Below are 14,551 nucleotides of genomic sequence, written 5' to 3'. Positions count from 1 at the left end.
GACTTCAGGTGCAAACCCTATTCGCAACAATGTGATTTGTTTCTCATTTTTAATTTGTTATATTATAACGTAATCCCTATAAGACAATGACTTATGTCACACTTACATAGGGAATTGGACATTGTTCCATGTCATCAAATGTTACAATTTCGTAGCTACTCGGATCACTTTGGACATTGCGTAATAATTGATTATTTAAAGCATGTCCTGACTTATATCCATCAAATTTCGCAATAATTTGATGACCCAATAAGTATAAATCCCCTACAGCATCTAATATTTTGTGACGAACAAATTCATCGGAGAAGCGTAAGCCCTCTTCATTCACCACGCCGGTATCATCAACCCCAATCGCATTATCCAGACTGGCACCTAAAGCTAAATTATTAGCTTTCAGATAATCAAGGTCCTTCATAAAGCCAAAAGTTCGCGCTTCACTGACTTCATAGACAAAAGTTTCCGTCGAAAAATCAATGGTGGCAGACTGATATTCTTTTTTAAATGCGGGATGATCAAAATCAATGGTGAAATTCAGCTGAAAACCTGAATGTGGGGTAAAGATGGCACGTTTGTCATCAATCAGGGCTTCGACAGGTTTTAGAATTTTGATGAACTTTTTCGGTGCATTCTGTTCAACCAAACCGCCCTGCATTAACAAATAGATAAAAGGACCTGCACTGCCATCCATAATCGGCACTTCAGACGCTGACACTTCAATAATTAAGTTATCAATGCCCAAGCCCGCTATCGCACTCATCACATGTTCAATGGTACCAACTTTGGCATTTTCTTGAACCAAATTAGAGCACATGAAAGCTTCTTGGATCAGCGTAGCATCGGCAGGAATATCGACAGGTGGCTCTAAATCGATACGACGAAACACGATTCCCCCATCCACATGGTGCGGCACAAAGTTCATTAATACCTTTTGCCCACTATGAAGACCAATACCGCTCGCTTTCACGACACGTTGCAGGGTACGCTGTTTCAACATGCTTTTTCTATCATCTGCCCATAAATCCGCTATACGTTAGCATATTTAGCCATTGATAAAAAACAAAAAGGTAGCGTTTCCGCTACCTTTTTGTCATATCTTGAGAAAAAGACATTGATAAATAATTACTTACGTTGCTGATTTTTCAAATAATCTTGAATACTCATTGGCGTTGGGCGTGAAGCACCCGCAGATGAAGCTGCATTAATTGCAGGCGCATCGCTTTGCTGACGCTGAATCGCAGGGACATCATCTTCTTCAACCACTTGAGTTGTCGTGCTTGAACGTGAAACTTGTGTGTTTGGACGTTTAGTCGGCTCAATAGCATCCGCAGAATTGCGGGTTAAGCCAGTTGCAATCACAGTCACACTGATTTCATCACGCGCATCTGGATCAAATACCGTACCGTAGAAGACTTGACCTTCATCCAAGTCGACGATTTGATTGACTACATCGGTAATTTCTTCAATTTCACCGAAGGTTACGTCATCACCACCCGTGACATTAATTAGAATCCCTTTGGCATTCATAATGGTCACATTGTCGAGTAATGGACTGCGAATTGCCTGTTCTGCCGCTTGACGCGCACGATGTTCACCACGGCCAGAGCCTGCACCCATCATGGCATAGCCACGTGTACTCATGGCAGTTTTCAAGTCCGCAAAGTCAAGGTTAATATGACCAGGACGCACCACCAAATCAAAGATACTACGGACGGCATTCAGCAATACATCATCCGCTTTTTTGTAGGCATCTTTCATTGAGATGTCACGGAACACTTTTAATAAGCGTTGGTTTGGAATAATAATCAGGGAATCTACATGCGCTTCTAAGGCTTCAATACCTTTTTCTGCAGATTGTTGACGGCGCTTACCTTCAAAGTTAAACGGTGTAGTCACCACGCCAACCGTCAAAATGCCCATTTCTTTGGCAATTTCCGCAACTACGGGTGCCGCACCTGTACCCGTGCCACCACCCATACCTGCGGTCACGAACACCATATCGGTGCCTTCAAGATGTTGACGAATCAACTCGCGACTTTCTTCCGCAGCGGTTTGACCCACTTGTGGATTGGCACCAGCGCCTAAGCCACGAGTACTTTGTTCACCCAACTGGATTTTAAATTGCGCATTCATGCGATCTAAAGCTTGTTTGTCCGTGTTGGCACAAACAAATTTCACACCCTGAATGTCAGATTCCAACATGTGTTGGACCGCATTACCGCCTGCACCACCTACACCAAATACAGTGAAACGGGCTTGACCGTTGCTATCGTTTTGATCATCTTCTAAAAATTCAAATGAGGCCATGACCTTTAAATTTCCTAATTCGTAATTGGCAGTCACTTAAGCCCGTATACTGCCTTGATCTGCATAAATAAAAATTGGTTTTAGGATGCTGCCCTATCTCTAGCTTGTCAAGTCTTGACTGCTTAGCGTACAACTTCCAAACAATATTCCCAAAAAATACAACTAAAAAATAGATTTCAACTTATCATTTAATCCTGACCATGCCCGCCCAGCGCGTTTCCAGAAAGACAATTTTTCAGGATCAACGGTTTCCACTAACGTTTCTTGTGGATCACCCTGACTATACATCAGCAAGCCTGCGGCAGTCGCATATTGTGAACGACGCAAAGCGGCTAAATACGGTTCATCCGCATACACTTGTACTGGAGGATTACCTAAATGTGCAGAAATACCCAACATGCGACGTACTAAACTGACCATGCCTTCAATCTGGCAGGCATCGCCCGTTAGGACCACCCCATGATATAAGCCGTGAATGGCACCACTCCGCTCCAAAACTTCACGCACTTGGGTTAGTATTTCTTCGTAGCGAGCAATCATAATTTCAGACAATTCAATTCGGCTAATGGTTTGCGGACCATCAATCCCTTGAATTTGAATCATGTGATCAGGTTTCACCACTTTTAAATCGACACAACCATAAAGCAGTTTAATTCTTTCTGCTTCTTCCGTCGTGGTTTGCAAGACTGCGGCAATATCCCGAGTCACATGCTCACCGCCACGCTGCAAAGTCTCTGCCATGGCGAGTCGGCCATCTAAATAGACAGCAAGATTGGTGGTTCCCGCTCCAATATCGAGTAAGCAGACTCCATATTCTTTTTCATCTTTCAGCAAACTGGCTTCAGCGGTAGCCAAACATGAGACCACCATTTTTTCTACAGTGATGTTGGCACCCTTCATGGCCCGATCCAAATTCTGCATGGTACTGATCGGCAACATCATCAATTGATAATGGCCTTTCATACTGTGTGCAGACATTCGGATTGGATTTTGCACCCACTCTGGTGAATCATCCAATTCAAAGCCCAAAGGCACTGCACTGACCAAGTAGTGATCCGAAGTAATATGACTGGCTTTAGCCAACTCTAATGCTCTTACCACTTCATTGGTGGTAATACTGTGTTCTGCATTTTCAATGGGGGTACGACCCGAAGCATAAAAACTTTTTAATTCTGCACTTGGAATAGACACCCAAGCGGAATGCACACGACACTCTGCCATATCTTCCGCTTCTTGAACGGCATTTTTTATCGCCGTGATGACTTTATCCAAGCTCACGATTTTGCCTTTGTTCATTCCACGGTTTCGCGCAGTCGCCATCCCGATAACTTGAATCTTATCTGGGGCGTGCACCTTACCAATCAAAACTGAAACTTTATGTGTCCCAATGTCAATCGCAACAACTGAGGGAACAGCTTCACTCATTATTTACTACCATTACATGTTTGTTTAATTTATGGCTTTACGCCTCTATTTATAAAGCCAGTCATTATGGCTTTGCATTTATCCCATCCGCAATGCTTGTGTCATTAATCGTTACAACAAAATGACCATTTACAATCTTGGGTGGGGCAGCACTCTTCCACTGGATGGCTAAACCGTTCCTATATCGTAAATCGATGGCCGAAATTTGAGGCCATACAGGCTTCAAATCGCTTTGTGCAAGATGACTCAAGCGTTGTAGCTTACTCATCATTTGATCTTGATCCACAATAACACGTAATCCAGAATCAAACTGCATAAACCAAGTCATACGCTCCGTTAAATATAGTTCTTTGAGGCGAAGGTTGACTGGAAGGAATAACTGATTAATTTCATTATAGCGACGCATCATGGTTTTAGATTGGCTGATCGGCCCATGAAGCAATGGCAATTGTTGATAGTTGCGTGGCGTGACTTCAGCAAAGACATCACCACTATCACTGAGTAAACGACCCGTTCCCCAACGTGCAATCGCATGACGTGGCATCACTCGAACGCGAATGGCATTCGGCCAAGCACGCGACACCACCACACGATCAACCCAAGAAAGTTCTAAGGCACGATCACGGATTTGCTCTAAATCTGAAGTAAAATAATTATTTTGTACTGAAGGTGCGACATGTAGCATGACCTGACGCTGTTCGGCATCGGAACGCGTTCCAACCACATCCAGATCTGCCACACGCGCATCGGTCATGACTTTGTATAAACCAAAAATTCCAGCCGCCAAAACCACAAATGCAATAATCAAGAGCAACCAACCACCCACGTTGGTCAGCTGTTCTTTACGCGTGGGTGGTTTGTCATGAATCGAGGTAATTGCCGCACGTTTGCGACGCATCGAAGCTGGAAGTTGAGCCATAACTTAGTGTGCTGCACCTGTAAGTGTTTGTTCTAAAATAGCGACACATAACGCATCAAAGCTATAACCTACGGCATTGGCAGCTTTAGGCACCAAAGAGTGGCTAGTCATCCCCGGTACAGTGTTCACTTCCAGCAACCAGAAATTGCCTTGTTCATCCTGCATGGCATCAATTCGTCCCCAACCACTTGCACCAACAGCTTGGAAAGCACGTAAACACAAAGCTTGCAAACGCTGCTCTTCAGCTTCGCTTAGGCCACAAGGAATGCCATATTGCACATCATTACGCTGGTATTTGGCTTCATAGTCGTAAAAGGCCACATCCGCAGGCGGTTGTAAACGAATTACAGGCAAAGGCTGTCCATTTAGGAACGAAATGGTAAATTCACGTCCTGTAATCCATTTTTCGGCCATCACTACGGCATCATGCTGGGTGGCTTTACTAATTGCCGCAGCAAGGTCTTCGGCCTTTTCCACCTTACTCATGCCCACACTCGAGCCTTCATGCACAGGCTTGATAATTAGCGGCAAGCCTAAGCTTTCAACCACTTCATTCAAGTCACTGTCTTTATCAATAATGCGGTACGGTGCTGTCGGCAAGTCTGAACCCTGCCAGATTTGCTTGGTTTTCACCTTATCCATACCAATCGCAGAACCTTGCACGCCAGTGCCGGTATAGGGAATATTGAGCCACTCCAAGACACCTTGGATCTGACCATCTTCCCCACCACGGCCATGCAAAACAATGAAGGCACGGTCATAGTTCACCAGTTCGGTGACACTACGGCTTTGAGGATCAAAAGCCTCTGCATTTACCCCAGAACGAATCAATGCTTCAAGTACAGCCTGACCACTATCGAGAGAAACCTCACGCTCAGCTGATTTACCACCAAGCAACACGGCAACTTTGCCGAACTTTGAAGCATTTGACACGTTTTTATCCTTAAACTGTTATAACTTTTTACTTACATGAAAATTTGGGACAAGTATTAGTCCACATATAATTGATGTTGAACCAACTCAATCGAGATAGCCCCCACATTACCTGCGCCCTGTGTTAATAACAAGTCATTCGCTTGTAACACTTTACGCATGACATTCGGCAAATTCCCCTCAACAGGATCGATTAAAATCGGCTCAACCTCACCGCGTAAACGAATGCTACGCGCTAAAGCACGACTATCTGCACCGACAATCGGTTTTTCTCCAGCAGGATACACTTCAAGCAACAGCAATTGATCCACTTGCGACAATACATCGACAAAATCATCAAAACAGTCACGGGTACGGCTAAAGCGATGTGGCTGGAACATCATCACCAAACGACGGTCTGGATGGCTAGCACGAGCAGCTTTAATGGTCGCTTCAACTTCTTTCGGGTGATGACCATAATCATCCACCAATTTCACATTACCTTCACCCAGTTCAAACTCACCTTGAACTTGGAAACGACGACCCACACCGCTAAAGCCTTCCAAGGCGCGTGCAATTGCCGCATCTGAAACACCCTCATCCGTCGCAATACCAATGGCAGCAAGCGCATTTAAAATATTATGCAAGCCTGGCAAGTTAATGGTGAGACGTAGCGGTTCACGGTCTTTGCGTAGTACGGTAAAGTGCGACTGCATGCCTTCTTGTACAATATCGACAGCACGAATGTCGTTGTCTTCGTTAAATCCGTAGGTAATTAGCGGACGACCAATACGTGGCATAATTTCACGGATATTAGCATCATCACCACAGACCACGGCTAAACCATAGAATGGAAGTTTTTGCAGGAATTGTACAAAGGTATCTTTCAGGACATCAAAACTACCGCCATAGGTATCCATATGATCGGCATCGATATTGGTCACAATGGTGGCCATGGGTTGCAAATGCAAGAATGATGCATCTGACTCGTCTGCTTCCGCCACGATAAAACGGCTAGCACCCAATGCAGCATTAACACCCGTACGATTCAGCAAACCACCAATCACATAAGTTGGATCAAGGTTTTCTTCTGCCAGCATACAGGTCACGAGACTGGTGGTGGTGGTTTTACCGTGGGTCCCCGCAACAGCAATACCATGACGATAACGCATCAATTCACCCAGCATTTCTGCACGACGCACTACTGGAATACGGTGCTCAATCGCAGATTTAATTTCTGGGTTTTCTGGGTCAATCGCAGTGGATACCACCAACACATTGGCACCTTGAATATTTTGTTCGGCATGTCCGATATAAACCTTGATGCCATTTTCTTCGAGCTGAGCGGTGGTTTTAGAGGCTTTAATATCTGAGCCTGACACCTTGTAGCCTTGGTTTTTCAGAACTTCAGCAATGCCGCACATCCCAGCACCACCAATACCCACGAAATGGATATGCTTAATACGGCGCATTTCAGGGATTTTAATTAATTTCTTTGCTTGTTCAGCAGGTGTAGATGGAGACATAGCTTACTCTGATCACAATTCTTGAATTAACTCAACGACATGTTGGGTTGCATCGGGTTGAGCCTGTTGACGCGCTTTGACTGCCATTTCAGACAACAATTGACGATTCATTAACGGCACTAACAATTCTTTTAAACTTTCAGGCGTCATATTGGCTTGCGGACAAATTTTCGCTGCCCCAATGTTCGCTAAAAACTTGGCATTTGCGGTCTGATGATCATCCACAGCGCTTGGCAGCGGCACAAAAACCGCCGCCACACCCGCTGTGGCAATTTCCGTTACGGTTAAGGCACCGGCACGGCAAATAATCAAATCTGCTTCGGAATAGGCTTGAGCCATATCTTCAATAAACGGATGAACTTCAACTTCAAGCGTTGCTGGTAGATTGGCATAACGTACCTGTGTTGCATCAGCATGGTTTTGACCACATTGGTGATACACACGCATGGGAACATTCAATAACTTTAAGGCTTCAGGGACACATTCATTCAGTGCCTTCGCCCCCAAAGACCCCCCGACAATTAAAATGCGCAGCGGTTGATTGGCTTTTTCACGCTCTTGGTAGCGCCACGATGGATTTAAAATTTCGGTAATTTCTTGGCGTACAGGATTGCCTGTGGTCACAATTTTTTCTTGCGGGGCAAAGGTGTTCGGAAAAGCCTGACAAACCGTGCTTGCCACACGTGACAATTGCGTATTGGTAAATCCAGCAATCGCATTTTGCTCATGAATTAATACCGGAATGCCTAACACCCGCGCAGCCAAACCGCCGGGGCCTGCCACATAGCCACCAAAGCCGGCAACCGCCTCAATATTCAACTGCTTCATATAACGCATGGCGCTGAGTGTGGCTTTTAAAATTTTAAAAGGCGCCAGTAATTTACGCACCACACCATTGCCGCGCACGCCTTGAATATCAATCTGGTAAATTGGAATATTTTGATTTTTTAATAAGCGATTTTCCATGCCTGTTGGCGTTGCCAGCCAAGACACTTGTGCCCCTTGTTGTTGCAATTGTTTCGCAACGGCAAGTGCTGGAAAAACGTGTCCACCGGTACCTGCGGCCATCATCATCACGCGTTTGGGCTTTATTTGCTGAGCATCAGTCACGGTCTAATTCTTCAATTCAAAAATAGAGGCAAAAATTCATTTTAAGCTAACAATTGTAATCACAAACGGAGGGGTGCGAAAGATGATTTACTTTTTTTCCCTCAGCGTTTCATTGTTTTTTTCTTCAGTTTTGTAAGTTTAAACAAGTTTTATTATTAATCTAGTAAAAAACACACCAATCTTTGTTAAAAACCTGAAATGTGATTCATTTACCCTCTTTTTACTCCGTGATAAAAATCCCAGCATAACATTGCTTTCCCTTAGTCCTTTGCACTGAATTAAGGGAAAGCATCACAACTTGATTAGATATTTGAACGTCCCGCTTCTAAGACATCAAACAAATCATCGGCAATTTTAGTCCCAAACTTATTGTCAATTTCACGGATACAGGTTGGACTGGTCACATTGATTTCAGTGACATAATTGCCAATGACATCCAGCCCCACAAAAATCAAGCCTTTTTCACGCAGGAAAGGACCTACCTTGGCGGCAATTTTGCGATCATTTTCTGTCAGTGGACGGGCTTCACCTAAGCCACCCGCAGCCAAATTACCGCGCACTTCACCATTTTGTGGAATACGGGCCAAGCAATACGGAACAGGTTCACCATTGACCATCAAAATACGTTTATCCCCTTCCACAATTTCAGGAATATAGCGCTGTGCCATAATGGGTAGCGTGCCATGATTGGTCAGCATTTCAATGGTTGAGCCAATGTTCACGCCATCTTGATACAGGCGAAAAATCCCCATGCCACCCATACCATCAAGCGGTTTTACAATCACATCGCCCTGTTCTTTAATAAAGTCACGAATCAAGTGTTGCTGTGAAGTCACCAATGTCGGGACTTGTAGCTCAGGGAACTGTGTAGCAAACAGTTTTTCGTTGCAGTCGCGCAAGCTCTGTGGCTTGTTAATAATCCATGCCCCTTCACGCTCAGCTTGCTCGAGAATATAGGTGGTATAAACAAAGTTCATATCAAACGGTGGGTCTTTACGCATCAACACCACATCATAAGCTGCGATGGATTCTTTCTTCTTTTCGCCCAATTCATAATAATGATTGTAATCTTCAAACACCTTTAAAGGCGCAATTAGACCAAAAGCCTTGCCTTGCTCAATATATAAGTCTTGTTGTAGTGCATAACCTAGTTCGTGTCCACGACGGCTTGCCGCCCAAAGCATGGCTATGGTTGAGTCTTTTTTCAAATTGACACTTTCGATGGGATCCATCACAACAAGTACGCGCATAATCAAAGCTCTTTTTTCAAAAGTATAATCTACAAGGAGTATAACGGAGATTATGGGGTTCTATTTCCGAATTTCGATGATCTCTTATGGATAAATTTGTATAACGTATTAAGGATTGTGCATTGAAACAGGCAATTATTGGCTTTCATCAAGATGAAGAACAACATTGGGTTGCTGATTTGGCTTGTGGGCATACGCAACACGTGCGTCATACGCCACCTTGGCAAAATCGCCCTTGGGTGATGACAGAACAAGGGCGTCAGGAGAAGTTGGGCATGATGTTGGAGTGTAAGCAATGTGATACAGAAATTTGCCAATAGGTCATTATAGGCTCAGCCCTACGTCGAAAGGCCCATGCATCGGGCCTTTCGGATCAACTGTAATTGGTAAATTTTAGCAATGATTAACCCAGGCAACGGGTTACGAATTGGATAGTGCATCCAGCCTGATTAAGCGGATTCATTACTAAATTCATGAAAGGCATCCAAAACATGGGAAGAGTACATCAAGGATGGCCCTCCACCCATCATAACAGCAACGCCTAACACTTCTTCGACTTCCTTGAGACTCGCCCCGAGTTTAACTAAAGCCTTGGTATGAAAGGCAATACAAGCATCACAGCGTTTTTCAACTGCGATGGCTAAGGCAATAAACTCTTTGGTTTTTGTATCTAGGATTGCATTTTCTAGAGCCGCTTGACTTAACTGCCCAAAACCTTGCATCAATTTAGGCGTATCTTGCTGCAAAGTTTTTAAATTTTTAGCAATTGTTTGCGTGATAGCTTGATAACTCATGTGAATCTCGAATCAATTTAATATATTTAATTATATATTATATAAAAACATATTGTTTTAAATAAGGTCTATTTTCATCTTGTTATTCTTGAAGTCGTTAAACTTTTAGCCCCCCAAAACCGTCTTTGGGATGCCCTACACGTCTAAACCAATATTATTACTTCTTAGCCTTTATATAAGAGCCGTGAGGTTAAGAGCCCTCGATTTTTCTATGCCTATCCTGTTCTCCATACCCATTACAAATCTGGGATCATCTTTCTTCTGCTATTATCAAGCCATTGCACTAAACAGAAGCCTCAATACAATTTGCCACACTTTTTTACTGAGCTTATCAATAAAAAAAAGGAAGCCTTAGCCTCCTTTTTATTCTAGAAAATATCGATTTAAATGCCGTATTTCACACGATACGCTTCCATTTTCGCCAAAGCATCTTTCTCACCTTGGGCATCTAAATAGTTCATTAAATCTTTCATGGTAATTAACGCGTGCACAGGAATTTCCAACTCTTTTTGTACTTCCTGAATCGCAGATAATTCGCCTTGACCTTTTTCCTGACGATCTAATGCCACCAATACACCCGCAATGGTTGCACCCGAATTTTTCAGAATGGTCACTACTTCGCGAATGGCTGTACCGGCAGTAATTACGTCATCAATAATCCAGACTTTTTTACCTGCAACTGATGCACCGACTAAGACGCCACCTTCACCGTGATCTTTGGCTTCTTTACGGTTAAAGCCCCAAGGCACGCTCACCCCGTGATTTTGTGATAATGCCACAGCAGTTGCTGCCACAAAAGGAATACCTTTATATGCAGGACCAAACACCACTTCAACATTATCACATTGGGTCAATTTATCTGCATAGCCAGAAGCCAATAACGATAAGGCTTCACCATCATTCAATAAACCGGCATTAAAAAAATAAGGACTCACACGACCTGATTTTAAAGTAAACTCACCAAATTTAAGCACACCACGTGATAAAGCGAGTTCGATAAATGCTTGTGGGTTAAATTGAGCTGGCGTTGACATGAGGTGCTCCAAAATTCATACATTGAGGTTATGACTGCGCATGATACCAAAGAGTAGCTACCCAAGTGATCAAAAAATTCTACGAGTAGTTTCAATTAACGTAAATGGCTTACGTTCATCGGTAACCAAAGGCTTACTTGAATGGTTAGAAAAGTCAGATGCAGATGTGGTCTGCATGCAAGAAAGCCGCATTACCCATGCACAATGGACCGATAAATTTAAACCAGAAGGCTGGTACACGCATCTGTTCCCTGCAGAACGTGCAGGCTATGCCGGAACAGCGATTTATAGCCGCTTACCGTTTGTGTCGGTAACCGATGGTCTAGGTTTTGAACTGGCCGATTCTCAAGGGCGCTTTATTAGTGCCGAGTTTGATTTAGGACTTGAGCAGCCTGTTTACATCTGTTCCCTGTATTTGCCCTCAGGTTCTTCAGGAGATGAAGCGCAAGCCCGCAAAGATCATTTCTTGGAAAACTATCAGCAAATTCTCAAGCAATGGCGTGCAGAAAATAAATCCGTCATTGTCTGTGGTGACTACAACATTGTGCATAAGCGCATTGATATTAAAAACTGGTCGGGCAATCAAAAGTCTTCAGGCTGTTTACCGCATGAACGCGCTTGGCTCGATCATATTTATGATGAACTAGGTTATGTTGATACTTTCCGTGAAGTCCGTAAAGAAGCAGAGCTTTATTCATGGTGGTCGAATCGTGGACAAGCCCGTGCCAAGAATGTGGGTTGGCGTATTGACTATCAAGCCTGTTCACCAGACTGGAAGGCCCGTACTGTCAACGCTTGGGTGTATAAAGAGGAATGGTTTAGTGACCATGCCCCTGTCATTATTGATTATCAAATTTAAACAATAAAACACATTGAGTGAACAAATGTTCACTCAATACTATCTTTTAGCGCACAACAGATGACGTATTTTCTGTCTATTTATCCTCGACCAGAAACGGCATTATAGCGGCACGGCACAGGGACATGTCAGGATGACAGCAAAGGGATAGGACGCCGTAGGATGAAGTAAAACATCACTTTTTAAGTGTGTTTTCAAGGATGTGACAATGGACGTTGTAATGAGACCCGCATAATCAGGATGATTGAATGCGGGTTTTCTCTTTTTTATATTTGTTATTTTTATTTAAGCGCTGATATTCTCATTCTTGATTCTTTGTTTTCGTTATAGGCATATCTTGCCCTGCTTAGATTGCAATACGATGACAATTTGACTCTAAATTGTGCGATTTGAGCCATTTCAACAAAACTGCTAGAGCACACCGATTTTTTTGTTTACCCTATCCACAGCAATCACAATTGAGAACCTCTGATCATGCTAAAAATTTATGGCATCAAAAACTGCAGCTCAATGAAAAAAGCCTTCGATATGCTGAGCGACTTGGGATTGGCGTATGAGTTTCATGACTATAAAAAGCAAGGCATAGATGCCGAAACCCTGAAAGTTTGGTTAGACCAAGTTGGACAAGATCTCATTTTAAATAAGAAAGGCACCACTTGGCGTAAATTGAGTGAAGCGGAGCAACAACAGGCTTTGGCTTCACAAGCACAACTCATTGAAACCCTGATGGCTCAGCCAAGTTTAATCAAACGTCCTGTATTACATACCTCACAGGGCTATATTGTCGGTTTTGATGAAGCAGCTTATCGTGGACTTGCTGGATAAACCTAAATTTAAAAAATAAAAAAGCCTGACTCAATATCAGGCTTTTTCTATATCTGCATAACGTATTAGTTGACGCGAACCCAAGTTTGGTTACGTCCTAATGCTGCTACACCCAAATAACCACGAAGCTCAAGTTTTTTACCGCCCGAAGTCAATTCACCTTTCAGGCTATAGGTTTTACCATTTTTTGGATCAAGAATTGTACCTTCATCATATTTTGTGCCACCTGCATTTTTCAACCCACGCACAATGGTCAGTCCTTTCAATGATTTATTATGATATGGGCCTTCACACTTACTGCAGGCATTTTCCTCACCTGGAGTCAAAATACTTTGAATGCTCGCGGTTAAATCACCATTTTTTTGTTGCGTAAATTTCACAACCGCACGCGGTTGTTTGGTTTTGTCATCAATGGTTTTCCAAACTGTACCATTGAGCGGATCAGCCGCATTGGCGAGTGCTGCAAATCCAAGCAATCCTAATGCAAATGCAATTTTTTTCATTTTTCTTGATTTCCCTAGTCTGTCTGTAGACGTCTTTCAGTATTGTAAAGCCACAACAATTTTGCAATTCTTGAATGTGACTGTTTAGTGTACCCTTGTAATTATTGTGGGTAAATATGCCTTTTATAGGCAAAATTGATAACAAAATGGAATAACCATGAAGATTTCAGCGCCGTGGAAACAATTCATTACTGAAAATATTTTAAAAAGTACCATCCGTACCCCTAGCCAATACAATCTTCCGCCGAAAACCTTAAGAATAGCCTTAGAACAGTTGTGCCGAGTTTTTCCCACTCAACCCGATGTACAGATTCGCTCCTTACGTTTAGGGCAGTTAAATGCCGAAGAGTTGAAACCGCAACAGCAATCGACGCAATTGATTTTCCATATTCATGGTGGGGTATTCTTTTTAGGCTCACTCAACACACATCGGGCATTTTTAAGCCAAATTGCAGCCCGCACACAAATGCAGGTGTTGCACGTCGATTATCCTCTGTCACCCGAACATCCTTTTCCTGAAGCCATTGAGGCTTTATTCGAGGTTTATGTCAATCTACTCAATCAGGGCATTCAGGCCAAAGACATTATTCTGTCAGGCGATTCCTGTGGGGCAAACTTGGCCTTGGCCCTCGCCATTAAAATTCGTCAGGCACAGCTCGACCAAGTTAGCGGCTTGATTCTTCTTTCTCCTTTTCTAGATTTAACCCTGACCAGTGAGTCGCTCCGCTTTAACCAAAAGCATGATGCCTTACTGTCGATTGAAGCCTTAGAGACAGGAATTGATTACTACTTGCCAAAAGGTATCGATCGTGGCGATCCGCGCGTTTCGCCTTTATTTGATGACTTGAGTGGTTTACCACCAACATTGGTTCAGGTCGGCTCGAAGGAAATTTTGATGGATGATGGGCAACGCTTTCAGCAACAAGCTGAAGCCGCAGGCGTAGAGGTTGAATTTAAAATTTATACGGGTATGTGGCATAACTTCCACATGTTCAGTGCTTGGTTTGAAGAAGCGCAACTGGCTTTGGCCGATTTAGCCGAATTTGCTCATCGTTTAGACCAAGATTAACACCCATAAAAAAGGTCAGCA

15 protein-coding genes are annotated in these 14,551 nt (G+C 43.3%); 4 read left to right on the top strand and 11 right to left on the bottom strand.

The features are described from left to right. Window positions 1-91: 91 nt before the first annotated feature. The 8 genes from lpxC to gshB all read right to left on the bottom strand — a co-directional run bounded on the left by lpxC (window position 92) and on the right by gshB (window position 9,446). Window positions 92-994 carry a UDP-3-O-acyl-N-acetylglucosamine deacetylase gene (gene lpxC / locus AC6CHI_RS06525; RefSeq protein ID WP_458891874.1) on the bottom strand — a complete coding sequence of 301 codons (903 nt, stop codon included), beginning with the start codon at window positions 992-994 and terminating at the stop codon, window positions 92-94. 125 nt (window positions 995-1,119) lie between these two features. Then, on the bottom strand, window positions 1,120-2,304 hold the full coding sequence (ftsZ, locus tag AC6CHI_RS06520) for a cell division protein FtsZ (RefSeq protein ID WP_458891875.1): 1,185 nt from the start codon (window positions 2,302-2,304) through the stop codon (window positions 1,120-1,122). A 162-nt stretch (window positions 2,305-2,466) separates the two neighbouring features. Continuing rightward, on the bottom strand, window positions 2,467-3,729 hold the full coding sequence (gene ftsA, locus AC6CHI_RS06515; RefSeq protein WP_498120181.1) for a cell division protein FtsA: 1,263 nt from the start codon (window positions 3,727-3,729) through the stop codon (window positions 2,467-2,469). A gap of 64 nt (window positions 3,730-3,793) precedes the next feature. After that, window positions 3,794-4,648 carry a cell division protein FtsQ/DivIB gene (locus AC6CHI_RS06510; protein WP_498120179.1) on the bottom strand — a complete coding sequence of 285 codons (855 nt, stop codon included), beginning with the start codon at window positions 4,646-4,648 and terminating at the stop codon, window positions 3,794-3,796. A 3-nt stretch (window positions 4,649-4,651) separates the two neighbouring features. Next, complete coding sequence (locus AC6CHI_RS06505) at window positions 4,652-5,581, bottom strand: D-alanine--D-alanine ligase (protein ID WP_458891878.1); 930 nt, start codon at window positions 5,579-5,581, stop codon at window positions 4,652-4,654. Window positions 5,582-5,637: 56 nt separating this feature from the next. Beyond that, window positions 5,638-7,086 carry a UDP-N-acetylmuramate--L-alanine ligase gene (gene murC, locus AC6CHI_RS06500; RefSeq protein ID WP_458891879.1) on the bottom strand — a complete coding sequence of 483 codons (1,449 nt, stop codon included), beginning with the start codon at window positions 7,084-7,086 and terminating at the stop codon, window positions 5,638-5,640. Between the two features lie 12 nt (window positions 7,087-7,098). Beyond that, window positions 7,099-8,196 (bottom strand): undecaprenyldiphospho-muramoylpentapeptide beta-N-acetylglucosaminyltransferase, encoded by a 1,098-nt coding sequence (murG, locus tag AC6CHI_RS06495; protein WP_498120177.1) that lies wholly within the window; start codon window positions 8,194-8,196, stop codon window positions 7,099-7,101. 302 nt (window positions 8,197-8,498) lie between these two features. Continuing rightward, the gene (gene gshB, locus AC6CHI_RS06490) at window positions 8,499-9,446 is read right to left on the bottom strand and encodes a glutathione synthase (RefSeq protein WP_458891881.1); all 948 of its coding nucleotides are present in this window, start codon (window positions 9,444-9,446) and stop codon (window positions 8,499-8,501) included. A gap of 122 nt (window positions 9,447-9,568) precedes the next feature. Here gshB and AC6CHI_RS06485 point away from each other — a divergent pair, with 122 nt between their 5' ends. Next, window positions 9,569-9,766 carry a DUF3565 domain-containing protein gene (locus AC6CHI_RS06485; RefSeq protein WP_498120175.1) on the top strand — a complete coding sequence of 66 codons (198 nt, stop codon included), beginning with the start codon at window positions 9,569-9,571 and terminating at the stop codon, window positions 9,764-9,766. 129 nt (window positions 9,767-9,895) lie between these two features. Here the strand turns inward: AC6CHI_RS06485 and AC6CHI_RS06480 are convergent, their stop codons facing one another. Continuing rightward, window positions 9,896-10,240, bottom strand: coding sequence for a carboxymuconolactone decarboxylase family protein (locus AC6CHI_RS06480; RefSeq protein WP_241625495.1), 345 nt, complete (start codon window positions 10,238-10,240; stop codon window positions 9,896-9,898). A gap of 383 nt (window positions 10,241-10,623) precedes the next feature. Next, window positions 10,624-11,274 carry an orotate phosphoribosyltransferase gene (gene pyrE / locus AC6CHI_RS06475; protein WP_498120173.1) on the bottom strand — a complete coding sequence of 217 codons (651 nt, stop codon included), beginning with the start codon at window positions 11,272-11,274 and terminating at the stop codon, window positions 10,624-10,626. A 40-nt stretch (window positions 11,275-11,314) separates the two neighbouring features. Here pyrE and AC6CHI_RS06470 point away from each other — a divergent pair, with 40 nt between their 5' ends. Both AC6CHI_RS06470 and AC6CHI_RS06465 read left to right on the top strand, forming a co-directional pair. Beyond that, complete coding sequence (locus tag AC6CHI_RS06470) at window positions 11,315-12,133, top strand: exodeoxyribonuclease III (RefSeq protein ID WP_458891885.1); 819 nt, start codon at window positions 11,315-11,317, stop codon at window positions 12,131-12,133. 474 nt (window positions 12,134-12,607) lie between these two features. Continuing rightward, window positions 12,608-12,958 (top strand): Spx/MgsR family RNA polymerase-binding regulatory protein, encoded by a 351-nt coding sequence (locus AC6CHI_RS06465; protein ID WP_498120171.1) that lies wholly within the window; start codon window positions 12,608-12,610, stop codon window positions 12,956-12,958. Between the two features lie 65 nt (window positions 12,959-13,023). Here the strand turns inward: AC6CHI_RS06465 and AC6CHI_RS06460 are convergent, their stop codons facing one another. Further along, complete coding sequence (locus AC6CHI_RS06460) at window positions 13,024-13,461, bottom strand: DUF2147 domain-containing protein (protein ID WP_498120169.1); 438 nt, start codon at window positions 13,459-13,461, stop codon at window positions 13,024-13,026. Between the two features lie 157 nt (window positions 13,462-13,618). Between AC6CHI_RS06460 and AC6CHI_RS06455 the strand changes: the two genes are divergently transcribed. Beyond that, entirely contained in the window at window positions 13,619-14,530 is a 912-nt protein-coding gene (locus tag AC6CHI_RS06455) for an alpha/beta hydrolase (protein ID WP_458891888.1), read from the top strand. Window positions 14,531-14,551: the final 21 nt, after the last annotated feature.

This window comes from Acinetobacter sp. GQ146, from assembly GCF_059758585.1.
Note: the sequence above shows the minus strand (reverse complement) of the source record. Positions and strands in the feature narration are given on the sequence as shown.